This is a genomic window from Nesterenkonia marinintestina (assembly GCF_025420485.1).
GTDB lineage: Bacteria > Actinomycetota > Actinomycetes > Actinomycetales > Micrococcaceae > Nesterenkonia > Nesterenkonia marinintestina.
Map to the genome: position 1 here is coordinate 78,228 of NZ_JAOEFD010000003.1, position 24,068 is coordinate 102,295.

The 24,068-nt window shown below is 69.8% G+C and carries 22 protein-coding genes and 1 pseudogene; 9 read left to right on the plus strand and 14 right to left on the minus strand.

Annotation, left to right across the window (positions count from 1 at the left end; all coding sequences use genetic code 11):
• Positions 1 to 114: 114 nt before the first annotated feature.
• The 7 genes from lipB to N7E59_RS03780 all read left to right on the plus strand — a co-directional run bounded on the left by lipB (position 115) and on the right by N7E59_RS03780 (position 7,832).
• Positions 115 to 828, plus strand: a complete 714-nt coding sequence (lipB, locus tag N7E59_RS03750; protein WP_261623576.1) for a lipoyl(octanoyl) transferase LipB — start codon at positions 115 to 117, stop codon at positions 826 to 828.
• Positions 825 to 1,832: a lipoyl synthase gene (gene lipA / locus N7E59_RS03755; RefSeq protein WP_261623577.1), complete on the plus strand. Its 1,008-nt coding sequence runs from the start codon at positions 825 to 827 to the stop codon at positions 1,830 to 1,832. Before lipB ends, lipA begins: the two co-directional genes overlap by 4 nt.
• Before the next feature lie 89 nt (positions 1,833 to 1,921).
• Entirely contained in the window at positions 1,922 to 2,722 is an 801-nt protein-coding gene (locus N7E59_RS03760) for a DUF4191 domain-containing protein (protein WP_261623578.1), read from the plus strand.
• A gap of 346 nt (positions 2,723 to 3,068) precedes the next feature.
• Complete coding sequence (gene rpsD, locus N7E59_RS03765; protein WP_261623579.1) at positions 3,069 to 3,698, plus strand: 30S ribosomal protein S4; 630 nt, start codon at positions 3,069 to 3,071, stop codon at positions 3,696 to 3,698.
• Positions 3,699 to 3,885: 187 nt separating this feature from the next.
• A complete protein-coding gene (gene alaS, locus N7E59_RS03770) occupies positions 3,886 to 6,585 on the plus strand; it encodes an alanine--tRNA ligase (RefSeq protein WP_261623580.1) in 2,700 nt (899 codons plus the stop codon).
• The gene (gene ruvX, locus N7E59_RS03775; protein WP_261623581.1) at positions 6,582 to 7,103 is read left to right on the plus strand and encodes a Holliday junction resolvase RuvX; all 522 of its coding nucleotides are present in this window, start codon (positions 6,582 to 6,584) and stop codon (positions 7,101 to 7,103) included. Before alaS ends, ruvX begins: the two co-directional genes overlap by 4 nt.
• A gap of 99 nt (positions 7,104 to 7,202) precedes the next feature.
• A complete protein-coding gene (locus tag N7E59_RS03780; RefSeq protein WP_261623582.1) occupies positions 7,203 to 7,832 on the plus strand; it encodes a hypothetical protein in 630 nt (209 codons plus the stop codon).
• A gap of 75 nt (positions 7,833 to 7,907) precedes the next feature.
• On the opposite strand, the gene N7E59_RS03785 is transcribed toward N7E59_RS03780, so the two are convergent.
• The 13 genes from N7E59_RS03785 to N7E59_RS03845 form a co-directional block, all read right to left on the minus strand.
• A complete protein-coding gene (locus tag N7E59_RS03785; protein WP_261623706.1) occupies positions 7,908 to 10,127 on the minus strand; it encodes a RelA/SpoT family protein in 2,220 nt (739 codons plus the stop codon).
• A 226-nt stretch (positions 10,128 to 10,353) separates the two neighbouring features.
• Positions 10,354 to 11,523, minus strand: coding sequence for a protein translocase subunit SecF (secF, locus tag N7E59_RS03790; RefSeq protein ID WP_261623583.1), 1,170 nt, complete (start codon positions 11,521 to 11,523; stop codon positions 10,354 to 10,356).
• On the minus strand, positions 11,523 to 13,544 hold the full coding sequence (gene secD, locus N7E59_RS03795; protein ID WP_390904999.1) for a protein translocase subunit SecD: 2,022 nt from the start codon (positions 13,542 to 13,544) through the stop codon (positions 11,523 to 11,525). The genes secF and secD overlap by 1 nt, the downstream gene beginning before the upstream one ends.
• A 100-nt stretch (positions 13,545 to 13,644) precedes the next feature.
• The gene (locus N7E59_RS03800; RefSeq protein WP_261623584.1) at positions 13,645 to 14,013 is read right to left on the minus strand and encodes a preprotein translocase subunit YajC; all 369 of its coding nucleotides are present in this window, start codon (positions 14,011 to 14,013) and stop codon (positions 13,645 to 13,647) included.
• A 103-nt stretch (positions 14,014 to 14,116) separates the two neighbouring features.
• Positions 14,117 to 15,151: a Holliday junction branch migration DNA helicase RuvB gene (gene ruvB / locus N7E59_RS03805; RefSeq protein ID WP_390905000.1), complete on the minus strand. Its 1,035-nt coding sequence runs from the start codon at positions 15,149 to 15,151 to the stop codon at positions 14,117 to 14,119.
• Positions 15,148 to 15,780, minus strand: a complete 633-nt coding sequence (ruvA, locus tag N7E59_RS03810; protein WP_261623585.1) for a Holliday junction branch migration protein RuvA — start codon at positions 15,778 to 15,780, stop codon at positions 15,148 to 15,150. The genes ruvB and ruvA overlap by 4 nt, the downstream gene beginning before the upstream one ends.
• A 54-nt stretch (positions 15,781 to 15,834) precedes the next feature.
• Positions 15,835 to 16,575, minus strand: a complete 741-nt coding sequence (gene ruvC / locus N7E59_RS03815; RefSeq protein WP_261623586.1) for a crossover junction endodeoxyribonuclease RuvC — start codon at positions 16,573 to 16,575, stop codon at positions 15,835 to 15,837.
• A 13-nt stretch (positions 16,576 to 16,588) separates the two neighbouring features.
• Positions 16,589 to 17,347, minus strand: a complete 759-nt coding sequence (locus N7E59_RS03820) for a YebC/PmpR family DNA-binding transcriptional regulator (protein ID WP_261623587.1) — start codon at positions 17,345 to 17,347, stop codon at positions 16,589 to 16,591.
• Between the two features lie 58 nt (positions 17,348 to 17,405).
• Positions 17,406 to 18,014: a phosphatidylinositol phosphate synthase gene (gene pgsA, locus N7E59_RS03825; RefSeq protein WP_261623588.1), complete on the minus strand. Its 609-nt coding sequence runs from the start codon at positions 18,012 to 18,014 to the stop codon at positions 17,406 to 17,408.
• On the minus strand, positions 18,014 to 18,622 hold the full coding sequence (locus N7E59_RS03830) for an HIT family protein (RefSeq protein ID WP_261623589.1): 609 nt from the start codon (positions 18,620 to 18,622) through the stop codon (positions 18,014 to 18,016). The genes pgsA and N7E59_RS03830 overlap by 1 nt, the downstream gene beginning before the upstream one ends.
• Before the next feature lie 7 nt (positions 18,623 to 18,629).
• The gene (thrS, locus tag N7E59_RS03835) at positions 18,630 to 20,528 is read right to left on the minus strand and encodes a threonine--tRNA ligase (RefSeq protein WP_261623709.1); all 1,899 of its coding nucleotides are present in this window, start codon (positions 20,526 to 20,528) and stop codon (positions 18,630 to 18,632) included.
• Between the two features lie 244 nt (positions 20,529 to 20,772).
• The gene (locus N7E59_RS03840) at positions 20,773 to 21,744 is read right to left on the minus strand and encodes an Fpg/Nei family DNA glycosylase (RefSeq protein ID WP_261623590.1); all 972 of its coding nucleotides are present in this window, start codon (positions 21,742 to 21,744) and stop codon (positions 20,773 to 20,775) included.
• Between the two features lie 6 nt (positions 21,745 to 21,750).
• The gene (locus tag N7E59_RS03845; protein WP_261623591.1) at positions 21,751 to 22,224 is read right to left on the minus strand and encodes a ribose-5-phosphate isomerase; all 474 of its coding nucleotides are present in this window, start codon (positions 22,222 to 22,224) and stop codon (positions 21,751 to 21,753) included.
• A gap of 177 nt (positions 22,225 to 22,401) precedes the next feature.
• On the opposite strand from N7E59_RS03845, the pseudogene N7E59_RS03850 reads away from it, so the two are divergent.
• Positions 22,402 to 22,752 (plus strand): annotated as a pseudogene (locus N7E59_RS03850) (OsmC family protein); the annotation flags it as partial.
• 141 nt (positions 22,753 to 22,893) lie between these two features.
• On the plus strand, positions 22,894 to 23,322 hold the full coding sequence (locus tag N7E59_RS03855) for a globin (protein ID WP_261623710.1): 429 nt from the start codon (positions 22,894 to 22,896) through the stop codon (positions 23,320 to 23,322).
• 43 nt (positions 23,323 to 23,365) lie between these two features.
• Here N7E59_RS03855 and N7E59_RS03860 read toward each other — a convergent pair whose 3' ends face one another.
• On the minus strand, positions 23,366 to 24,058 hold the full coding sequence (locus N7E59_RS03860) for a hypothetical protein (RefSeq protein WP_261623592.1): 693 nt from the start codon (positions 24,056 to 24,058) through the stop codon (positions 23,366 to 23,368).
• Positions 24,059 to 24,068 lie beyond the last annotated feature (10 nt).

Here is a 24,068-nt window from a genome sequence, read left to right on the forward strand (position 1 = left end):
CCGTCTCCGCAGACGCTCTCCACAGGTCTGAGGATCCTGCGTGGGACGTCCCTGTGTGACGTCGCACCACGTCCTCCGTCCACCGGCGGGCTCCGACGGTACTAGGCTGGGTCCATGTCACTCGCCTTCAGACGTCTCGGATTCGATCCGGAGTTCGTCGACTACGCCGATGCGCTGCAGGTCCAGAGATCCCTGCACGCAGACGTCGAGGCCGGTCGGAGTCCCTCCACGGTGCTGCTGCTCGAACACGAGCCCACCTACACCGCGGGCCGCCGCACCGAACCTCAGGACATGCCGCAGGACGGCACTCCCGTCATCTCTGTGGACCGGGGCGGAAAGATCACCTGGCACGGTCCCGGCCAACTGGTGGGATACCCCATACTCCACCTCGCCGACCCTGCGCTGGTGAAGGACTACGTCGCAGTGCTCGAGCACCGACTGATCCACGTGCTCCGACGTGACTACGGCATCGAGTCGACCACGGTCGAAGGACGCTCCGGAGTCTGGATCACCGATGGCCCGAGACCCCGCAAGATCGCCGCCGTCGGACTCCGCGTCCACCACGGGGTGACGATGCACGGCTTCGCCCTCAACTGTTCGAACGACCTGCGGGCCTTCGACACCATCATCCCGTGCGGAATCACCGATGCGGCCACCACGTCCGTCAGTGCAGAGATCGGACGCACCGTCACCCCGGGCGACGTCGCACCGGCGATCACGGCAGAACTGCGTGACCACCTCCCGCGGCTCCTGCGATCCGCAGCCGACGTCGCCGCCTCGAGGCGGGAGACCGCCTCCCCCATCGACACGGAAGGAGCCCTGAAGTGACAGTGGCACCCGAAGGACGCCGCATGCTGCGCGTCGAGGCCCGCAATGCGGAGGTCCCCGTCGAGCGCAAGCCCGAGTGGATGCGCACCAAGGTGAAGATGGGACCCGAGTTCGCCGCCATGAAGAAGCGCGTCGGTGGGAAGGGCCTGCACACGGTCTGCGAAGAGGCCGGCTGCCCAAACATCTTCGAGTGCTGGGAGGACCGTGAGGCCACGTTCCTCATCGGCGGATCCGCCTGCACCCGTCGCTGCGACTTCTGCGAGATCGACACCGGGCGTCCGCAGGCCGTCGACGAGGCCGAACCGACCCAGGTCGCCGAGTCCGTCCGCGAGATGGACCTGCGCTACGCCACGGTGACGGGTGTGGCCCGCGACGACCTCCCCGATGAGGGCGTGTGGCTCTATGCCGAGACCATCCGCAGGATCCACGAGCTCAATCCCGGCACCGGGGTCGAGATCCTGATCCCGGACTTCTCCGGACGTCCCGAGCACATCGCCGGCATCTGTGAGGCGAGCCCCGAGGTCTTCGCCCACAACGTCGAGACCGTACCGCGCATCTTCCGTCGGATCCGCCCTGCGTTCCGCTACGAACGGTCCCTCGACGTCCTCTCCCAGGGCCACGACCACGGGATGATCACCAAGTCGAACCTGATCCTCGGAATGGGTGAGACGCGGGAGGAGATCACCGAGGCCCTGCAGGACCTCCATGACGCCGGCTGCGATCTGGTCACCATCACCCAGTACCTCCGTCCCACTCCCCGGCATCTCCCGGTCGACCGATGGGTCCGACCGCAGGAGTTCCTCGAGATCTCCCAGGAGGCGGAGGAGATCGGGTTCCTGGGCGTCATGTCGGGCCCCCTGGTGCGCTCCTCCTACCGCGCCGGCTCGCTGTGGGCCAAGGCCATGCAGAAGAAGGGCCGGCCGATCCCCGAGCACCTGTCCCACATCGAGCCCTCGGGCACGACCAAGCAGGAGGCCGCGACCCTCGTCGCCGCCGGTCACTGAGCCGGACCTCAGACTCGACCACCGCCGCCGGCATCGGGACCTGCGGCGGTGGTCGAGCAGTCTCGGCGAGCGGGTAGACTGGAGGCACTATGGCACAGGCTGAATCCTCCACCCCGCAGGTCTCCTCGAAAGCCGAGGCGAAGGCCGAGCTGAAGAAGCTCAAGGCCCAGCAGAAGCAGCAGAAGCAGGAGCGCAGGGCGCGCAAGAAGGCGAACAAGAAGGAAGGCTTCTTCGCGCGCATCAAGCAGGTCTTCGACATGACCCGCTCCTACGACCCGAACATCGGGTGGTGGATGGCGCTGACCTTCCTCATCACGTTCGCCGTGATCGTCGTGGCGGTCGGACTGCTCATCAACTGGGTCACCGGTCTGCTGATGGGCCTGCCCTTCGGCCTCTTCGCGGCCCTGTTCGTCATGAACCGTCGCGCGGAGAAGGCCGCGTTCTCGAGGATCGAGGGCCGTCCGGGCGCGGCCGCGGCCGTGCTGAACACGCTGCGGCGCGGGTGGTCCGTGACCGAGGAACCGGTCGCCATGGATCCCAAGACCCAGTCCTCGATCTTCCGGGTCGTGGGCAAGCCCGGACTCGTGCTGGTCACCGACGGCAGCGCCGGGGCGGTGCGCAAGCTCGTCCCGAAGACGCGCAAGCGGTTCACTCCGATCCTGAGGGACACCGGCGTGCCCATCCACGTGGTGGAGACCGGACGGGGCGAGGGCCAGGTCCCGCTTCCACAGCTGAACAAGCACATCAAGAAGCTCGACAAGGCCCTCAACAAGCACGAGGTGGCGGCCCTCGACAAGCGGCTGAACTCCCTGCCGATCTCCCGCCCCCCGATCCCCCACGGCGTCGACCCCTACCGCATGCGTCCCGACCGGAAGGCCATGCGAGGCTGACCCGGCACACCGCACCGCCCGTCGGCCCGCCCCGGGAACTGTCGTCAGCACCTCCGGCGTGGTAGTGTGGTCGGCTGTCTGGCAGGCTCCGCCACTGATGTGCGCCCCGGCGCACCTCACCCATGATCCTGCACGTCCCCTGTGATCTCAACAGAGCCCACAGCCGTGCTCGGCGGAGGACCGCAGCCGAAGCGGACCCTCGGCAGTCCGCGCTCTCCGGAGGGGATCCCGGAGGCCAGGTGGCCGTCCGTTCCGAAGAGGGACCCGCGATCTCGCGGAGGTCTCTCCGACGTGCCCCGGACGGCGGATAAACAGCAAGGCCGACTGAGAAGAGAGAGGCACACCCATGCCCACCACCCCCCTGCGCTCCCGCCGCACGGTCAAGCAGTCCCGTGCCCTGGGCATCGCGCTCACGCCGAAGGCCCAGAAGTACCTGGACCGTCGTCCCTACGGACCCGGTCAGCACGGACGGACCCGTCGCCGCACCGACTCCGACTACGCGGTGCGTCTGCGCGAGAAGCAGCGCCTCCGCGCACAGTACGGGATCCGCGAAGCCCAGATGACCCGGTACTACGAAGAGGCCAAGCGTCGCGACGGCCTGACCGGTGAGACCCTCATCGAGCTGCTCGAGTCCCGCCTCGACGCCCTGGTCCTGCGCGCCGGGTTCGCCCGCACCATCGCTCAGGCGCGTCAGTTCGTCGTGCACCGTCACATCCTGGTCGACGGCAAGCGCGTCGACCGCCCGTCCTTCCGCGTCAAGCCGGGCCAGATGATCCACGTGCACGAGCGAAGCGAGAAGTTCGAGCCCTTCCAGGTGGCCGCCGCCGGCGCCCACCAGGACGCGCTGCCCTCCGTGCCGGGCTACCTGACCGTCGAGATCGACAAGCTGCAGGCCACCCTCTCCCGCGCCCCGAAGCGCGAGGAGGTCCCGGTGACCTGTGAGGAGCAGATGGTCGTGGAGTACTACGCCCGCTGATCCGTCCGCGGTCGCCCGACCGCACCACAGCGAACGGAGCCCGTCGCCCGCAGCCCCTTGCCACGGGGCGCGGCGGCGGGCTCTCGTCGTCTGCCGGTACACTTGATCCGGTCCCTTCGCCCGACCGACGGACAGACGCCGGTCCGGGGACCACCGCCCATCGTGAGCAGGAGGACGCGACCCGACCATGAAGACCGAGGACATCACCCGCACGTGGTACGACTACTTCGCCGCGAAGGGCCACGAGCGGGTTCCGTCGGCGTCGCTGGTCTCCCCCGACCCCTCCGTCCTGTTCACCATCGCCGGCATGGTCCCCTTCATCCCCTACTTCCTGGGCACGGAGACCCCGCCGTACGACCGCGCCGTCTCGGTCCAGAAGTGCATCCGCACCGCGGACATCGAAGAGGTCGGAAAGACCGCACGCCACGGCACGTTCTTCCAGATGTGCGGCAACTTCTCCTTCGGCGACTACTTCAAGGAGAAGGCCATCCCCATGGCCTGGGAGCTGCTGACCACACCGGTGGAGGGCGACCCGGACACCGGGATGCGCGGCTACGGTCTGGATCCTGAACGGCTCTGGGTGACGGTCTATCTCGACGACGACGAGGCCTACGGCATCTGGCGCGACGTGGTCGGAGTCCCCGAGGAGCGGATCCAGCGGTTCGGCCCCGAGGACAACTACTGGAACACCGGGCAGCCCGGACCGGGCGGCCCCTGCTCCGAGATCTACTTCGACCGCGGCCCCGCCTACGGCCAGGACGGGGGACCCGCCGTCGATGAGACCCGCTTCGTCGAGATCTGGAACCTCGTCTTCATGGAGTTCCGACTCGCCGCAGTCCGCTCGAAGTCCGACTTCGACGTCGCCGGTCCCCTGCAGCACAAGAACATCGACACCGGCCTCGGCCTGGAGCGACTCGCGATGGTCCTCCAGGGCGTGGAGAACATGTATGAGACCGACCAGGTGCGACCGGTCCTCGACCGCGCCGCCGAACTCGCCGGGGTCGAGTACACCTCCACCGAGGATCCCCAGGATCCGCGCCACAGCGACGACGTCCGGCTGCGGATGGTCGCAGACCATGTGCGCAGCTCCCTGATGCTGATCTCCGACGGCGTCCGCCCTTCCAACGAGGGGGGCGGATTCGTCCTGCGTCGACTCATCCGCCGCGTCATCCTCGGCATGCGGCTCATGGGCGTCGAGGACCCAGTCTTCGCCGACCTCATCGGCGTCTCCAAGGATGCGATGAAGGGCGTCTACCCCGAGGTCGAACGGGACTTCGAGACGATCCGCTCGGTGGCCGCCAAGGAGGAGCAGGCGTTCCTGCGGACCATCTCCTCGGGCACCGCCAAGCTCGAGGACGCCGTCTCCCAGGCCCGCTCCTCCGAGTCGGCGCTCTCAGGTGCCGACGCGTTCGCCCTGCACGACACCTACGGCTTCCCCATCGATCTGACCCTCGAGATGGCCGCCGAGGCCGGTGTCACCGTGGACGTCGACCGGTTCCGCGAACTGATGGCAGAGCAGCGCGACCGGGCCCGCGCCGACGCGAAGGGCAAGAAGTCCGGGCACGCAGACACCGAGGTCTACCGGCGCCTGCGCGGCGAGCGGCCCACCCGGTTCACCGGCTACACCGAACACAGCAGCGAGTCCACGGTCCGGGGCCTGGTGGTCGAAGGCGTCTCCGCCGACCGCGCGGCGGCCGGGCAGGAGATCGAAGTCGTCCTGGATGCGACGCCGTTCTACGCCGAGGCCGGCGGTCAGGCGCCGGACACCGGCCGCATCACCGGCGACGGCTTCACCCTGGAGGTCACCGACGTCCAGTCCCCCATCGGCGGTCTTGCCGTTCACCGCGCCCGGGTGCTCGACGGGGAAGTGCCGGTCGGCGCGGAGGCCCTCGGACAGATCGACGTGCGTCGTCGACTCGATGCCCAGAAGGCCCACACCGCGACCCACATCGTCCACGCGGCCCTGCACGATGTGCTCGGTCCCGGCGCCGTGCAGGCAGGCTCCTTCAACAAGGAGGGATACCTGCGGTTCGACTTCACCCATGACGATGCGATGAGCGCCTCGGCCCGACAGGAGCTCGAGGAGATCACCAACCTCGCCGTCCGGGACGACCACGAGGTCTCCACGCACATCATGTCGCTGGAGGACGCCCAGGCGGCCGGTGCGACCATGCTCTTCGGAGAGAAGTACGGCGATCAGGTGCGCGTCGTCGAGCTCAACGGGCCCTGGTCCCGGGAGCTCTGCGGAGGCACCCACGTGCAGTCCACCGCCGAGGTGGGCACGATGGCGCTGCTCTCCGAAGCGTCCGTCGGGTCCGGGAACCGACGCGTCGAGGCGCTGGTCGGCATGGACGCCTTCCGACACTTCGCCGCCGAGCGGACCCTGGTCAACCAGCTGACCGAGATGCTCAAGGTGCCCGCGGATCAGGTGCCCGACCGCATCAGCAGCACCCTGCGGCGCCTCAAGGACGCCGAACGCGAGCTGGAACGGCTGCGGGCCGAACAGATGCGCGCTCAGGCCGGCGAGCTGCTGCACAGCGCCGTCGACGCCGACGGTGTCGAGGTGCTCACCCACTCCGCCGGGCAGGTCACCTCCGCCGACGAGATCCGTGAGCTGGCCCTCGACCTCCGCGGACGCTTCGGCACCCGCAGCGCGGTGGTCGCAGTCGCCGGCGAGGCGAAGGGTCGCCCGGTCGTCGTCGTCGCCACCACCGAGTCGGCGCGCAGGGACGGCGTCGCCGCCGGAGACCTGGTCAAGCGTGCCTGCTCCGTACTGGGCGGAGGCGGAGGGGGCCGTCCCGATGTGGCGCAGGGCGGCGGGCAGGACGTCGCCGCGATCGACGACGCGCTGGCCGGTGTCCTCCGCGACGTCCGAGACCGTCGGTGAGCACCGAGGAGACGGAACCGTCGCCGCCGCCCGCCGACGCCCGTGCGGGCGTGCGCCTGGCGGTCGACGTCGGCGAGGCACGCGTCGGGCTGGCTGCGACCGACCCGGACGCCCTGATCGCGACCCCGGTGATGACCCTGCGCCGCGACCCCCGACGCGGCGGGGATCTGCGGATGCTGTCGCGGGTCGTGGCCGACCGCACCGCGGTCATCGTCTACGTGGGTCTGCCGCTGGCCCTCTCCGGCGGTGAGACCGCCTCCACGACCAAGGCCCGGGAGTACGCCCAGCAGCTGGCGGACCGCCTCGCGCAGGCCCGGGAACCGACCGAGGTCCGCCTCGTGGACGAGCGGCTCTCCACCGTCTCGGCCGCACAGAAGATGCGCGAGTCGGGTGTCGACGCCCGCGGCGGTCGTGCCGAGATCGACCAGGCCGCGGCCGTGGAGATCCTCGAGCACGCCTTGGCCGTCCGTCGAGCCCAAGGGGCCGAGCCGGGACGGGCAGTCCTCCCCCGCTCCTGAGGCCGTCTCCTCCCGGGCACTCGACTGCGCGGCGGATCGTTCTCCACAGGTGCGCCTCCGAGAGCACATTAGAAGGCGACGGTCCGGCACCATGGATGCATGACCGTCATCGCCGAGGAACCGTCGACCACCCCCCTCTACCGCCCGGGTGCGCCGTTCTGCGACGAAGAGCTGCAGAGCCTCAGACGCGAAGGAGCCCTGCGTCACCTCCTCGGAGACGTCTACGCGCCCAGGACGGCCGCACCGACGCCCGAGCTCCGGGCCGCGGCCCTCCGTCGTCTGCTCTCCACCGGTGAGATCACCGACGTCGTCCTCTGCGGGGAGACCGCCGGATGGCTCCACCTCGGAGAACCCGATCCGCGACGCCTGACCGTGATCTCCTCACGGTTCCGCAGCACCCGTCGTCAGGACGTCATGGCCCGGCAGTGCCATCAGATCCGGCTCCAGGAGGGTGACAGCTCCCTCGTCGCCGGAATCCGGGTGACCACCCCGCTCCGCACCGCGGCCGACCTCGTCCTCGGGATCGGCACGGTCGACACCGCGGGGCTGATGACCGCCGGCACCCACGATCCCCGACGGCGCGAGCTGATCGCCGCACTCATCGCTGTGCATCCGGACCAGGCGGATCCCAAGCGCGTCGAGGACCTCGTCTCCTGGCAGCTGAGTCTGCGCGGGGAGACGGCCGACCGTCGGGAGATCGGGCGGACGCTGACAGCCTGTCTGGCGTGAGGCCGCCTCCGGCTCGTGGACTCCTCGTCAGCCGGCCGTCAGCCGGCCGTCAGCACGGCGTCGGATCATCCGTCGTCACTGTCGCCGGCGCCCGATGGTCCGGTAGACGTCGTAGACGCCGTCGATGCGCCGGACCGAGTTCAGCACATGGTTCAGATAGCGGGGGTCGCCCATCTCGAAGGAGAACCGCGAGATCGCCACCCGATCCCTGGAGGTCTGCACACTGGCGGAGAGGATGTTCACCTGCGATTCGGCCAGTACACGGGTGACGTCCGAGAGCAGGGACTTCCGGTCCAGGGCCTCCACCTGGATCTCCACCAGGAACACCGAGGACTTCGTCGGCGCCCACTCGACGTCGACGAGGCGATCCGGTTCGTCCCGCAGCTGGTCGACGTTGCGGCAGTCCGACCGGTGCACCGAGACCCCCTGGCCACGGGTCACGAAGCCCTCGATGTCGTCGGGGGGCACGGGCGTGCAGCACCGGGCCAGCTTGACCAGCACGCCCGAGGCCCCCCGTACGATGACCCCAGCGTCCGAGATCTCAGCCGGTCGGGCCTGCGGAGCCGTGATCGGGGTGGTGTCGTGCTCCTCGACGTCGTCGGACTCGGCCGGAGCGAACAGCGCCTCGAGATGCTCGGTGACGTTCTGTGCGGAGACGTTGTTGTCCCCGATGCCGGCGTAGAGCCCGGCTACGTCCGTATAGTGCAGCTGCTCGGCGACCTTCTTGAGCACCTCGGGGTTCATGACCTTCTGCAGCGGCAGCGTCGATCGGCGGATCGCCTTGGTGAGGTCGTCCTTGCCGCGTTCGATGGCCTCCTCGCGGCGCTCCTTGGTGAACCACTGCCTGATCTTGTTCCGCGCCCGCGCCGACTTCACGAACTGCTGCCAATCAGTGCTGGGTCCGGCACCCTCCGCCTTGGAGGTGAAGATCTCGACCCAGTCCCCATGCTGGAGCTCCGAGTTCAGAGGCACCAGCTTGCCGTTGACCCGCGCGCCGATGGTCCGGTGACCCACGTCGGTGTGGACCGAGTAGGCGAAGTCGACCGGGGTGGAGCCGGCCGGCAGCGCCATGACCTCTCCCTTGGGGGTGTAGACGAACACCTCCCGGGCGTTGATCTCGTACCGCAGCGACTCGAGGAACTCGTCCGGGTCGGTCGTCTCGGACTGCCAGTCCACCAGAGACCTCAGCCAGCCGATGTCGGCGGTCGTCTGACTCTGCTGCGTCGCCACACCGGGGGCGGAGCCGTCGACGAAGCGCACGGACTTGGCGGCCCCGGTGCGCTGCTGCGCGTCGTCGGACCTCTGCTTGTACTTCCAGTGCGCGGCCACACCGTACTCGGCGCGGCGGTGCATCTCATACGTCCGGATCTGGATCTCCACCGGTTTGCCCTGCGGACCGATGACCGTGGTGTGGAGGGACTGGTACATGTTGAACTTCGGCATCGCGATGTAGTCCTTGAACCGTCCCGGCAGGGGATTCCACCGCGCGTGGAGCGCCCCCAGCGCCGCATAGCAGTCCCGGACCGACTCCACCAGCACACGCACGCCCATGAGGTCATGGATGTCGTCGAAGTCCTTCCCCCTGACGATCATCTTCTGATAGATCGAGTAGTAGTGCTTGGGGCGACCGGTGATGGTGGCCGAAATGGTGGAGTCGCTGAGGTCGTCGGCGATGATCTGTCGCACTTCGGAGAGGAACTTCTCCCGCTGCGGCGTCCGGTCCCCCACCAGTCGGACGATCTCTTCGTACACCTTGGGATACAGGACCGCGAAGGACAGGTCCTCCAGCTCCCACTTGATGGTGTTCATCCCCAGCCGATGCGCCAGCGGGGAGAAGATCTCCAGGGTCTCCTTGGCCTTGCGGGCGCTCGAGTCGGCCGAGACGAACTTCCAGGTGCGGGCGTTGTGCAGCCGGTCGGCCAGCTTGATCATCAGCACCCGGATGTCCTTGGCCATGGCCAGGACCATCTTGCGCACCGTCTCGGCCTGGGCCGCGTCGCCGAACTTCAGCCGGTCCAGCTTCGTCACGCCGTCCACCAGATGGGCGATCTCGGTCCCGAAGTCCTCGGTGAGCCGCTCCAGGCTGTAGTCGGTGTCCTCGACGGTGTCGTGGAGCAGAGCGGCCGCCAGCGTCCGTCCGGTCAGACCCAGCTCCGCGAGGATGGTGGCGACCGCGACCGGGTGGGTGATGTAGGGCTCGCCGCTCTTGCGCCGCTGGTGCCGGTGCTGGTGGGCGGCCACGTCGAAGGCCCGCCGGACCAGCGGCAGGTCGGGCTCGACGTCGGTGCCGCGCATGACGTCCTCCAGCGGGGCCAGAAGGGCCCTGTCCGCGGCGCCTCCCGCCGCGTCCGCTCCGTCGTCGTGACGCTCGGAGACGTCGGCGGCCCGCTGTGCGGCGGATGCGGAGTCGTCGTTCACCAGATGCGACCTGCTCTCCGGGGGTGAGTGACACGGATCGGATGTGCGCACATTCTACGCGCTGGTCGCGGGTCCGCGTGCACGCGGGACACAGCGACGATGCTCAGCCGCGGGCCTGATCCTCACGGCCCTGACGACCGGTGGCCGGCATCTCTGCGATGACGATCTGCGGGGACTCCGCACCCTCGTGCTCGGCCTCATCCTGCTCGTCCTCCTCGGCGGGAGGCGGCGGGAACGGCACCGGACGACCCTCGTCGTCCAAGGGGGTGCCGGAGTCGGTGATGCGACCGATCCCCCGCTTCCCGCGCAGCCGCAGGACCTCCTCGGTGTGGGCCACCAGGTCCGCGTCGTTGCGCCGCATGCGGGCATAGAGCGGCGCCTGGACGAAGATCGTGGCCAGCGTGCCGATGATGATGCCCACGAAGAGCGACAGGGCGATGTCCCGCAGCGTGCCGGCGCCGAGCAGGAAGGCTCCGATGAAGAGGATCGACCCCACCGGAAGGATGCCCACGACGGAGGTGTTGATGGAGCGCACCAGCGTCTGGTTGACCGCAAGGTTGACCCGTTCGGTGAACGTCTGGTCCTTCTGACTGGTGACCGAGGCGACGTTCTCGCGGATCTTGTCGAAGACCACCATGGTGTCGTACAGGGCGTAGGAGAGGATCGTGAGGAATCCGATGATCGCGCTGGGCGTGACCTCGAAGCCTGTGGCCGAGTATACGCCCCCGGTGATGACCACCACGACGCCCAGCCCGGCGATCGCCGCCAGCGACATCTTCCACGTGCGGAAGTACACGGCCATGTACAGGGCCACCAGGACGATGAAGATCACCAGCCCGATGAGCATCTGCTGCGAGACCTGATCGCCCCATGTGGGCCCCACGAAGCTGGAGGTCACTTCGTCGGCCGAGACCCCGTACCCCTCCTGGAGCGCCTCGCCGACCTCGAGGGTCTGCTCGTCGTCGAGCTCCTCGGTCTGCACCCTGATCGTGCCGGGGGCGATGTTGGTGACGTTCGCCTCCTGGTCGCTGACCTCGGCGACGGCCTGCTCACCCACCGTGACGTCGGTGTCCTCCACCGACGAGACGGTGAACTCCGACCCGCCGGTGAACTCGATGCCCAGGTTGAAGCCGCCTCGGAGGAACGGGACGGCGACGGAGGCGAGGACGAGCAGCGCGGCGATGAGGAACCAGAGGTTGGAGCGCTGGATGAACGGATAGGCGCGCTCTCCGGTGTAGAGCTGGTTGCCGACCTTGGCGAATCCTGCGGCCATCAGTCCTCCTCGTCCCTGTGCTCGGCCCCGTCCCCGGCCCCGTCCTCGGCGCGCTCCCGGGCGTCACGGGCCCGCTCTCGGGCCCGGCGACGTTCGGCGATGGTCATCTGCGCCCACTCGGCTCCGTCGACCTGCGGCTCGTCGGACGCAGGGTCCGCGGCTCCGGTCTCCGTCCGGCGCTCCGTTCCGCCCTCAGTTCCGCGGTCCGTCCCGGATTCGGTCCGTACCGCCGCCTCGGAGGTCGCGGCCCCCGGCGATGTCGCACCGGTCCCGCCGGCGGTGCCCTCGTCGCTCGGCGTCGTGGCCGAGGACTCCCCGGCCACCGCGACTACGGCGGAGTCCCGGGAGTAGACCACTTCGCGGCGCGCGAAGCGTCCGGCGCCCCGGTAGAGGACATCGACCCCCAGCTCCTTGGCCGACAGGCCGGAGAACGGCCTGCCCTGGGCGAAGAACCGACGCCGCGCCAGCAGCCGCATCACCGGATGGGTGAAGAGGAACACCAGGATCACGTCGATCAGCGCCGTCAGACCGAGGGTGAAGGCGAAGCCGCGGACGTTGCCAACTGCGACGAGGAACAGCACCGCCGCGGCGATGATGTTCACCGCCTTCGAGGCCAGGATCGTGCGACGGGCACGTTCCCATCCGGACTCCACAGCACCGGCCAGCGACCGGCCTTCGCGGAGCTCGTCCTTGATGCGTTCGAAGTAGACGATGAAGGAGTCGGCGGTCAGTCCGATGGAGACGATCAGCCCGGCGATCCCGGCCAGCGAGAGGCGATAGCCGTCCGACCACCCCAACAGGGAGATGGCGAACCACGTCAGCAGACCGGCGACCACGAGCGAGGTGATGGTGACCAGGCTCAGCGCCCGGTACTGGAAGACCGCGTAGCCGGCCACCAACAGCAGCCCGATGACGCCGGCGAGCAGCCCCATCCGCAGCTGGTCGGAGCCCAGCGTCGCGGAGATCTGCTCCTCCGACTCGATCTGGAAGCTGATCGGCAGCGAGCCGTAGCGCAGCTGTTCGGAGAGGTTGCGGGCCTCATCCTCGGTGAAGTCCCCGGTGATCTGCGGTCGTCCGTCGGTGATCGCGGCCTGGGTCCGAGGGGCGGAGATCACGTGGCCGTCGAGGACGATGGCGAACTGGTTGCGCACGTCCGGGAGGTTCACCAGGCGCGTCGTGGACTCCCGGAACATGTCTGTGCCGTCGGAGTCGAAGTTGATGGTGACCGCCCACCGGCCGGTGGACATCCCCGACTGGGACTGCTCGGTGCCGAAGTCCGCGCCGGAGATGTGGTCGCCGGGGACCTCGACCGGTCCCAGGATGTACTTCATGCCGGTCTCCGGGTCACAGGTGACCAGGGGTTCGTCGGTCTCCGCGTCCTGACGGTCCGCCACGCTGAGGTCCCGCGAGCACTCGTAGTTCGCGAACTCGGCCGCGACGTCCTGCGACACCCAGTTGGTGTCGGAGGGATCGGTCGGAGACTCGGTCGGCTCGGGGAAGTCCTCGGGGCGGGCCGTCTCGTCGTCGCCCGCCTCGGCGTCCTCAGCATCCTCCTCGCTGAGCGCCTCCTCGTCCAGTTCGGCGTCCTCGCCCTCCTCGTCGATCAGCTCCTGGATGTAGGCCATGTCCTGCTCGGCCTGCAGCACGGGCCGGAACTCCATGTCGGCGGAGGCCTGGATGAGCTCCCGGGTCTCGGCATCCGGAGACCCCGGCATGCCGACGACGACGTTCTCGGCGCCCTGCGTCGCAATCTCAGCCTCGGCGACACCCGTGCCGTCCACGCGCTGGCGGATGATCTCGACGGCCTGTTCGAGCTGCTCGTCGTCCAGGGTCTCGTCGCCGTCGACCTGGGGGGAGAGCACCATCTGCGTTCCGCCGGAGAGGTCCAGGGCCAGCAGAGGGGGCCACTGGGCCTTGCCCTGCGCGACACCGTAGGTCAGCAGACCGCCCATACCCAGCAGCAGGATCAGCATGCCGATCAGGGCGCCGCGTGCTCGCGCCGCAGTCTTGCTCTTGGCCATCAGGCGAGATCAACCTTCCGCAGTGCATGGCGTCCTGCTGGGGATGAGGCAGGGCGTGCCGGTCGTGGGGCGCGTCCGACGACGCCCCGCGTCGGGACGATCAGCGCTCCTCGGCGGAGGTGGGGTCGTCCGGGGTGCTGGCCGGCTCGAGCACCTGCTGGACCGCCTGCAGGAGGAAGTCGACCCGGTCCCCGGAGGAGAACTCGACGGTGAGGCGCTGACGCTCCTCGTCGCGACCCACCACGGTGCCCACCATGCCGCCGGCCAGAAGCACCTCGGCGCCGATGACCGCACCGGACATGGCGTCCAGCTGCTTGTCCCGCATCTTCTTGCCGCGGCGCATGATGACGATCACGAAGATCACCATGATGGCGAACATGATGAGCAGGAACGGGTCGAACCCGCCCGTGGTGCCGCCGTCGGCCGTCAGCAGGGTCGTCGCCGGGACAGAGTCGAGCGTCTGTGTCACGAGGGGATCACGCTTTCGTCGTAGGAGGACACTGGACCCCGCGGCCCACGTGAGGGGTTCGGGCCCGCAGGGGCCCGCCGGGGTCGTTCAACGCGCCAGGATATCAGGTGCCGGGGAGCCTTTCCTGGGACTCCGGTCGGCTCAGGCCGAGATGGGCGAAGGCCTCGTCGGTGGCGATGCGCCCCCGAGGCGTCCTGGCCAACAGGCCCTCTCGGACGAGGTAGGGCTCGGCGACCGTCTCGACGGTCTCCGTCTCCTCGCCCACGATCACCGCCAGGGTGGACAGTCCCACCGGACCGCCGCGGAAGGTCGTGCACAGCGCCCTGAGGACGGCTCGGTCCAGTCGGTCCAGTCCCCGCGGATCGACTTCATAGGTGTCGAGCGCGTCGGCGGCCGCTCCGCGGTCCACCTCGTCGACGCCGTGCACCAGGGCCCAGTCGCGGACCCGTCGCAGCAGCCGGTTGGTGATGCGGGGAGTCCCCCGGGACCGGGAGGCGATCTCGGCGAAGCCGTCCTCGCCCACAGTCATCTCCAGCAGCCCGGCCGAACGTCGGAGGACCTTCTCCAGCTCCTGGGCGGAGTAGAACTCGAGGTGACCGGTGAAGCCGAACCGGTCGCGCAGGGGGCCGGGCAGCAGGCCCGCCCGCGTCGTCGCACCCACGAGGGTGAACTCCGGCAGCTCCAGCGGGATCGAGGTGGCGCCTGCGCCCTTCCCGACGACGATGTCGACGCGGAAGTCCTCCATCGCCATATAGAGCATCTCCTCCGCCGGCCGCGACATCCGATGGATCTCATCGATGAACAGCACCTCCCCCTCGGTCAGGGAGGACAGGATCGCGGCGAGGTCGCCGGCGTGCTGTATGGCCGGGCCGGAGGTGATCCGCAGCGGTGCGCCCATCTCGGAGGAGATGATCATCGCCAAAGTGGTCTTGCCCAGACCGGGCGGACCGGAGAGCAGCATGTGGTCGGCGGCGCGGCCGCGGATCCGCGAGGACTCCAGCACCAGGGAGAGCTGGGTGCGGACCGTCTGCTGGCCGACGAAGTCCTCGAGCGACCGGGGTCGCAGCGCCGCCTCCATCGCACGCTCCTCGGGCGCCGTGGTCGTGCCGACGATCTCGCGGGGGTCTTCGGTGGTCACCGCCCGGGACCTCCCAACATGCGCAGGGTGCTGCGCAGCAGCACGGCGACCTCCGCCTCAGCGAGCTCCGGAGCCTGCTGGACCTGGTGCTCCACCGCAGACCGGGCGTCCTTCTCCGACCATCCCAGCGAGACCAGGGCCTGCTCGACCTGCGCACCGGACCCGCCGGCCGCCGACCCCGTATCCGCCGGTTCGCCGGGGTCCTCCGGCGCGGAGGCCGGCACGTCGATGACGAGCCTGCCGGCCAGCTCGAGCAGGATGCGCTGCGCGGTCTTCTTCCCGATGCCGGGGACCTTGGTGAACGCCGCAGTGTCCGACTCCGCGATGGCGCGGCGGACTTCGGCCGGAGTGTGCACGCTCAGGACGGCCAGGGCGAGACGGGGCCCCACACCGGAGATGGAGAGCAGAGTGGTGAAGATCTCACGCTCATCGCCGGAGGAGAATCCGAACAGCAGCGGCGCATCGTCCTGCCGCGGCACGAAGCTGGTCTGCAGGCGGATCTCGTCCCCGTGGCGCAGCTCGGCCAACGTCTGGGCGGTGGCGGTGACATGCAGGCCGAACCCTGAGACCTCCACCACCGCATGATCGAGTCCGACGTGCAGCACCTCGCCGCGGATGGAAGAGATCATCGGGCCGGTGCCGCCTCTCGTCGGGTGCGCGATTCGGAGATGTCTTCGAACAGACTACCGGCGGCCGCGCTCCCCGCGGGACACGACGCGCCCGCCGGAGGCCCCCCGCGCGGCGGGCCCGGAGGGGGTGCGTCCCCGGCGCTCTGCGGCGCGCCACGCCTGCTGCGCGGGCGTCAGCGAGCCGGACTGCGACTCCCCGGCCCGCTGCAGGGCCGTCTTCGCCCCCTGGTGCGTCCTGGTGTCCGCGGACATGTCCTGACGGGTGCCGATGCCGGCCCGCCAGCCGTGACAGATCGCCACAGCGTAGGCGTCGGTGGCGTCGACCGGGCGGGGCAGATCGGGCAGGCGCAGGATCCGCTGTACCATGCGGGCCACGGCGTCCTTGTCCGCCCGCCCGTCGTCGGTGACCGCGGCCTTGACCTCGGAGGGCGTGTGCCACGCCACCGGGATGCCGCGCGCGGCCGCCGCGGCGATGACCACGCCGGAGGCCTGAGCCGTGCCCACCACCGTCGGGGCGTTGTTCTGGGCGAAGACCCGTTCGACGGCCAGCACGTCGGGGGCATAGGTGTCCAACAGGTGCTCCGCGGCCCGCTGGATCGCAAGGATGCGGTCGGCGAGGTCCTGATCCGAGCGAGTGCCGGTGACCTCCACATGGACCGACCTGCCTGATCGGTCGCGTCGCATCTCCACCACGGCGAATCCGCAGCGGGTCAGCCCGGGATCCACCCCGAGGATGCGCTGATCGACCAGCGAGCCCTTCGCGCTGCCGGTCAGGGCGGATCCGTGAGCGTTCATCCCCGGGCGATCCTCAGGCCTCGGCGTGCAGCTGCGCCAGCACCTCGGCGTCGAGGTCGGCGTTGGTCCACACCCCTTGGACGTCGTCGAGGTCCTCGAGGGCCTCGGCGAGCCGCAGGAACTTCTTCGCCGCGTCGATGTCGAGGTCCACGGTCATCGAGGAGACGAACTCGACCTCGTCGGAGTCATAGGCGAGGCCGGCCGCGTCCAGCGCCGCCGCGACCGACGACAGGTCCTGGGGCTCGCATCGCACCTCGAAGGTGTCCTCGTGCTCGTAGACCTCCTCGGCGCCGGCATCGAGGACTGCGGCGAGCACGTCGTCCTCGGTCAGCCCCGCACCGGGCAGGCGCACGATCCCCCTGCGTTCGAACATGTAGGCCACAGACCCGGGATCGGCGATGGTGCCTCCGGAGCGGGTGATCGCGGTGCGCACCTCGGCGGCCGCGCGGTTGCGGTTCTCCGTCAGGCACTCCACGAGCAGCGCGGAGCCCTGAGGCCCGCGGGCCTCGTACATGATCTCGTCGTAGTCGACCGACTCACCGGTGAGCCCGGCGCCGCGCTTGACGGCGCGATCGATGTTGTCGTTGGGCACCGAGTTCTTCTTGGCCTTCTGGACCGCGAGGTCGAGGGCGGGGTTGCCGTCGGTGTCCGGGCCGCCGGCACGTGCGGCGATCTCGATCTGCTTGATGAAGCGTGCGTTGATCTTGGCCCGCTTGGCGTCGACGGCGGCCTTGCGGTGCTTGATGTTGGCCCATTTGGAGTGTCCGGCCATAGATCTTCCGTTTCTCTTCCGGGGACGGGTCGCTGCGCCCCAGCCTACCGCCGGCGCCTCATCGCGCCGGGATCTGCCGGCGGACCATGACGATCCGCTGGACCACCGTGATCAGCGAGGCCGCGGCCAGCAGCCAGAGGACGACGCCGAGGACCACGACCGGGAGCCCGAGGCCGGTGAACCCGGTGAACACGAGGGTCGCAACCATCCGTTCCGGACGTTCGGCCAGGCCGACGTCGGCCCGGAGCCCCATGGCCTCCGCCTTGGCCCGCACATACGGGACGAGCCCGCCGAGGAGCATGCACAGTCCGGCGGCGTATCCGACCCACAGGTGCTGACCGTCGACGAGGAACCAGGTGAGCAGCCCCAGGAACACCGCACCGTCCTGCACCCGATCCGCGGTGGAGTCGAGGAACCCGCCCCACTCCGAGCGGACGTCGGCGATCCTGGCCATGAGTCCGTCCACGAGGTCGGAGAAGACGAAGAGCGTGATCCACACGGTGCCCCAGAACAGCTCGCCGAGCGGGTAGAGCACCAGGGCGCCCAGGCTGACTCCGAGGGCACCGACCACGGTCACCGCGTTCGGCGTGACCCCCCACCGCAGCAGCAGACGGGCCAGCGGGGCGAACAGCGCGGTGAAGAGTCCCCGCGCGTACCGGTTCAGCATCAGGAACCCCGCTCCTGGCGCCGCCGGAAGTCCTCGGCGGCGGGATCCCACGCCTCACGCAGGATGCCGAGGGTCTCACCCAGGGTCTGGGACATGTTCTTGGTCTGGGCGATGATCGGGAGGAAGTTGCCGTCCCCGGACCAGCGTGGGACCACATGCTGGTGCAGGTGTGCGGCGATGCCCGCTCCGCCGGGCTTGCCCTGATTCATCCCGAGGTTGAAGCCCTGTGGGGCCGCGGCGGCGCGCAGCGCGGTCATGGCGATCTGGGCGGAACGGGTGAACTCCTCGGTCTCCGCGGCGGTCAGATCGGTGAGGTCGGGGACGTGACGGTAGGGACAGATCAGCAGATGGCCCGGATTGTAGGGGTAGAGGTTGAGCAGCACGTAGCAGGTGCGGCCCCGGGCGACGATCAGCGCCTCCTCGTCGTCGCGTCCCGGTCCTGCGCAGAACGGGCAGTCCTCCGTGCCTGAGACCTGGTCCTGGCCTCGGCTCACATATGCGGTCCGATGAGGGTTCCAGAGCCGTTGGAAGGCGTCGGGCACCCCGGCCGGCACGGAGTCCTCGGCTGCGCCGGACCCGTCGGACCGGCGGCTGTGCTGCTCCCTCACGGGTCGATCAGACCTCCCGCTCCTCGATCGCACGCAGGATCCGCGCCACTGCTTCGTCGATCGGCACCTGGTTCTCCTGGGAGCCGTCGCGGTGGCGGAAGGAGACGGCCTCGGCCTCGGCGTCGTCCCCTCCGGCGATCAGCACGAAGGGGATCTTCTCCTTGGAGGCGTTGCGGATCTTCTTCGGGAAACGGTCGGTGCCGTCGTCCAGCTCGGCACGGACGCCGGCGGAGCGCAGCCGTCGGACGACCTCGTCGAGGTAGTCGTTGAACGGTTCGGCCACCGGCACTCCGCGCACCTGCACCGGGGCCAGCCAGGCCGGGAACGCCCCTGCGTAGTGCTCCAGCAGGATGGCGAAGAACCGTTCGATGGAGCCGAACAGCGCACGGTGGATCATGATGGGACGCTGACGGCTGCCGTCCTCGGCGGTGTACTCGAGGTCGAACCGCTCCGGCAGGTTGGGGTCCACCTGGACCGTGGAGAGCTGCCACTTCCGGCCGATGGCGTCGGTGATCTTCAGGTCGATCTTCGGGCCGTAGAAGGCGGCTTCGCCGGGCATCTCGGTGAGCCGGAGGCCCGACTTCCTCGCCACGCTGCGCAGCGCGTCGGTCGCCGACTCCCAGTACTCGTCGGAGCCGACCCACTTGTCCTTCTCGTCGTCGCGCAGCGAGAGCTCGAGCTCGAAGTCCTCCAGGCCGAAGTCCTTCAGCAGGGAGACCACGAAGTCGACGACCTCGGCGACCTCCTCCTCCAGCTGGTCCCGGCGCACGAAGAGGTGGGCGTCGTCCTGGGTGAATCCGCGCACTCGGGTCAGCCCGTGCAGCACGCCGGAGCGTTCGTTGCGGTAGACGGTCCCGTTCTCGGCGAGCCGCATCGGCAGCTCGCGGTAGCTGCGGCCCCGCTCCTTGTAGACGAGGATGTGCATCGGACAGTTCATGGGCTTGAGGTAGTAGTCCTGGCCCTGCTTGGTCACGTTTCCGTGCTCGTCGGTCTCCTCATCCATGTGGATCGCAGGCCACATGTCGTCCCGGTAGTTCTTCAGATGGCCTGAGGTCTCGAAGAGGTCCGCCTTGGAGATGTGCGGGGTGTAGACGTAGGTGTATCCGGCCTCGAGGTGGCGGGCACGGGCGTGCTGCTCCATCAGTCCGCGGACCAGGCCGCCCTTGGGGTGCCACACGGAGAGGCCCGACCCGATCTCCTCGGGGAAGCTGAACAGGTCCAGCTCCCGCCCGAGCCGCCGATGGTCACGGCGTTCGGCCTCGGCGAGCCGGTCCTTGTACGCCTGCAGGTCCTCCCTGCTCGGCCATGCGGTGCCGTAGAGGCGCTGCAGCTGAGGATTCGTCTCCCTCCCCCTCCAGTACGCGCCCGCAGCCCGCATCAGCGAATAGGCGCCGCCGATGAGCTTGGTGCTGGGTACGTGCGGGCCGCGGCACAGGTCGGCCCAGACGCGCTCGCCCTTCCGATCGACGTTGTGATAGATGGTGATCTCTCCGCCGCCGATCTCCACCGAGGCGCCCTCTGCGGCCTCGGAGTTCTGGGAGTCGAGCAGCTCGAGCTTGTACGGCTCCTCGGCCATGGCCCGCCGCGCCCGGTCCTCGGTGACCACCTCACGCTCGAACGTCTGACCCTGCTTGATGATCCGCTGCATCGTCTTCTCGATGCGCTTGAGGTCGTCCGGGGTGAAGGGCTCGGCGACGTCGAAGTCGAAGTAGAAGCCGTCGGTGATGTAGGGTCCGATCCCCAGCTTGGCCTCGGGGAACAGCTGTTGGACCGCCTGAGCCATCACGTGCGCGGTCGAGTGGCGCAGCACCTCGAGGCCCGCCGGCTCGGAGACCTCGACCGATTCGACCTCGGAGCCCTCGGGCAGCTCGCGGGAGAGGTCCCACAGCTCACCGTCGACGCGCATCACCACGGTGGTCGGCCGGTCGGCGAAGTGTTCGGCCCCGGTGGTCCCGTCGGGGACGTCGACGGCGGTCCCGTCGACGGTGAGGCTGATGCGTCGGGGCTCGACGGCGACGGAGCCGTCGTCGGTGCGGTTCTCGGGCACGGGGAGTCGCTCTCCTTGATCGTCGGCACGGGGCCCGGTCGTCATGCCGGTGCCCTGCGAGTCTAGTCCACCGGTCTCGGGGATGCGCCGCCGGCGGGGCCGCTCAGCCGCGCTGACATCCCGGACACCAGTACAGCGTCCTGGAGGCGAGATCCCGACGCAGGATCATCTCCCCGCAGCGGAGGCAGGCGGTCCCCTGATGCTTGTAGACCCAGTGGAGACGCTCCGAGGCCGGCCCGGCCTGTGCATCCCCGTCCGGTGCATCCCCGTCCGGCGCGTCTCCGTCCGGCGAGTCCCGACCCGGAGCGGCAGTGCTCGGGTCCGCCTCCTCCGGACGGAAGGTCCGGATGATCCCTTCGGCGACCCCGTCGCGCAGCTGGTCGCCCAGCCGGTCCCAGAGTCCGTGCACGCGCCGTGCGTCGAGGGAGCTGGCCGGAAGGTAGGGGTCGATGCCCTCGAGGAACAGGGATTCGGCCCGATAGATGTTCCCGACCCCGGCGATGATGCCCTGGTCCATCAGGGCCTGTGCGATCGGGATCCGCCGTGTGCTCAGGCGGTGCAGGAACTCGACGGCCGGGTCGCCGCCGTCCCCGGTGCGCAGCGCGTCCGGACCCAGACGCCCGAGGACCTGGGCGTATTCGGACCCGGTGAGCACCCGACAGGTGGCCGGCCCGCGCAGGTCCGCCCAGCCGTCCCGCACGACGATCCGCGCCCGCACCGCACCGCGGGGCTCCTCGGGGATCACCCGGCCGTCGTCGCCGCGCCGAATCGTCCCGGACGGGGCGCCGGCGCGCGGAGCCCCCATGCTTCCGGCGCCGGCGAGTCCGCGCAGGAACGCCTCGTCGCCGCCGAAGCTGAAGGCCCCGTAGAGTCCCAGGTGGACGTGCCAGACGTGGTCGTCCGCATGCACGAACAGATGCTTGCCCCACGCCTCGGCCCGGTGCGGTGTCCGACCGTCGAGGACGTCGGCGCCGCCGGCGAACCGGCCCTGCGGGGAGGTCACCCGCCAGGGGCGTCCGACGACCACGGCCTGGAACCGTGCGGCGAGCCGGTGGAGGGTGTGGCCTTCGGGCATCTCAGCTCAGTCGAGGATCTCGCCGGTGGCCTCGTAGTGCGAGATCTTCCCGATGCGTCGAGCATGTCGGTCCTCGCCGGACCAGTCGGCACGAAGGAACGTCTCCACCACGGAGGTGGCCTCCTCGAGGCTGTGCTGACGGCCGCCGAGGCCCGCCACATTGGCGTCGTTGTGCTCGCGCGCCAGGCGCGCGGTGTCCTCGTTCCAGATCAGAGCGGCTCGGATCCCGGCGACCTTGTTGGCCGAGATCTGCTCACCGTTGCCCGAACCGCCGAGCACGATGCCCAGAGAATCCAGACCGGCACGGCGGTCCTGAGCCACCGCTTCGGCCGCACGCAGACAGAACCCGGGGTAGTCGTCGAGCGCGTCGTACTCCTGCGGACCGTGGTCGACCATCTCGTAGCCGACCTCGGTCAGGTGGGCGACCAGGTGGGCCGAGAGCTCCATTCCGGCGTGGTCGGTGGCGATGTGCACGCGCATAGGTTCCGTCTCCTCGTCGAGGCGCTTGGTCCGGCGGGTCCGCGGAGTGCGGCCCCGGCCATACTAGTCCGTCGCGGTCGGCGGCGTGCGTCCGGGACTGGCATGATGGAGGGGCGTGCCGCGACGTCGGCACCTGGACCGCAGATTCCCGTCGCCGGAGGGACCACCACCGCGATCATGAGCTCCGCACCGCACACCGTCTCGATCAACGTCGACTGGCAGGTCGACCGCGGCTCCGAGGCCGTCGGGGAGCCGCAGCGGCTGCTGCTCTCCGCCCTCGCCCAGTCCCACACGGCCTCATACCTGCGCCTGGCCGCGGCGGAGGGCGTGGAGGTCCGCGGCATGAGCATCCGGGCCACGGCTGAGGTCCGGACCCGGGACGACGTCCCCGACGGCCTCACCGACGGCATCTCCGCCGCCGTGCTGCGCCCGGAGGTGACCCTCGCCGATGAGTCCAGGCGGGCCGAGGCCGACGCCCTGCACACGCGGGCCGCCGGAGGCGCCGTCGCTCGCAGCGTCACCTTCCCCGTCACCGTGGAGCCGCGGATGCCCTCGCCGAAGGAGGACGAGGGGCGTCCTCCCACGGAGCCGCCGACGTTCTCCCGTCGGCTCGGTGCGCCGATCGCCACCCTGAAGCCCGTCGGGAAGCCCCCCGCGCAGGTGACCGGCCTGCCGACCGCGTCGTCGGCCGCATCCGCGCCGGCCCGGTCCGAGGCGCCCGGCGGCGAGCAGCAGAGCTTCTACGACGCGGTGGGGGGCCGACGGACGTTCCGCACTATCGTCGACACCTTCTACGCCCAGGTCGCCGAGGACGCCGACTTCCGAGCCATGTACCCGGAGGAGGACCTGGAGCCGGCCAAGGAGCGTCTGCTGATGTTCCTCGAGCAGTACTGGGGCGGTCCGCGCACCTACCAGGAGCGCCGGGGGCATCCACGCCTGCGCATGCGTCACATGCCGTTCCGGGTCGACGCGGCCGCCCGCGACACCTGGCTCCGCCACATGCGCGTCGCCGTCGACGCCGCCGACCTCTCGCCGCTGCACGACGAGATCCTGTGGGACTACCTCGAGCGTGCCGCCCACTCCATGGTCAACAGCTGAGCGCGGGTGGGGCCGCGGAATCCCGAGCGTCGTCGACGCCGGGTCACGCCCCCGGCCGTGAGGTCGCCTCCGTGACCGGGGTCGTGGACCGTACGACCACGAATCCGCCGGCCCCGCTGATCCGCAGCCAGGCCCCCTGCCGGTGCAGCGTGCTCCGGCCCCGGCCCCCCTCCGGTGCGAGGAAGTGCAGCGCGTGGGCGCCGAACGCCGCCCCGGCGGGGAGGTCCTCGACGGGGACGTCGGTCGCCGGGCGTCCCCAGACCTTCTCGCGGACCTGCTCGACCACGGCCGCACCGGCGCTGGTCGGCACCGCCTCCCTGATCTCGGCGATCCCGGCCTCGGCGCATCGGCGCAGGGCGTCGTCGTCGACCTCACCCATCGGCTCCCACCCGCGGCGCGGGGGCGTGACGGCGGCCCAGGGCACGGACAGCCGCTTCGGAGGGACGGGGAGTTCGGTCTCCGCCGGATCCAGCCGCGCCAGCCGTTCGGTGACCGCCCGGAGCTCGACGGTCGCGTCGACCAGGGAGGGTTCGGCCAATGCGGCGGTCCTGAGGCCGAGCACCGCGGGGAGACGTCCCACGAGAGAGCTGGGGGTCATCACCGGCACCCAGGCGGCCAGCACCGCACCGACGGCCTGGAGACGGATCCCCTGGTCCTGGATGCGGAGGGCCCGGGCGGCGTAGGTGTTCATGTCCTGAAGGGCGGCGGCCTCGGCGAAGCGCAGCGAATCGGTCATGTCCCGATCC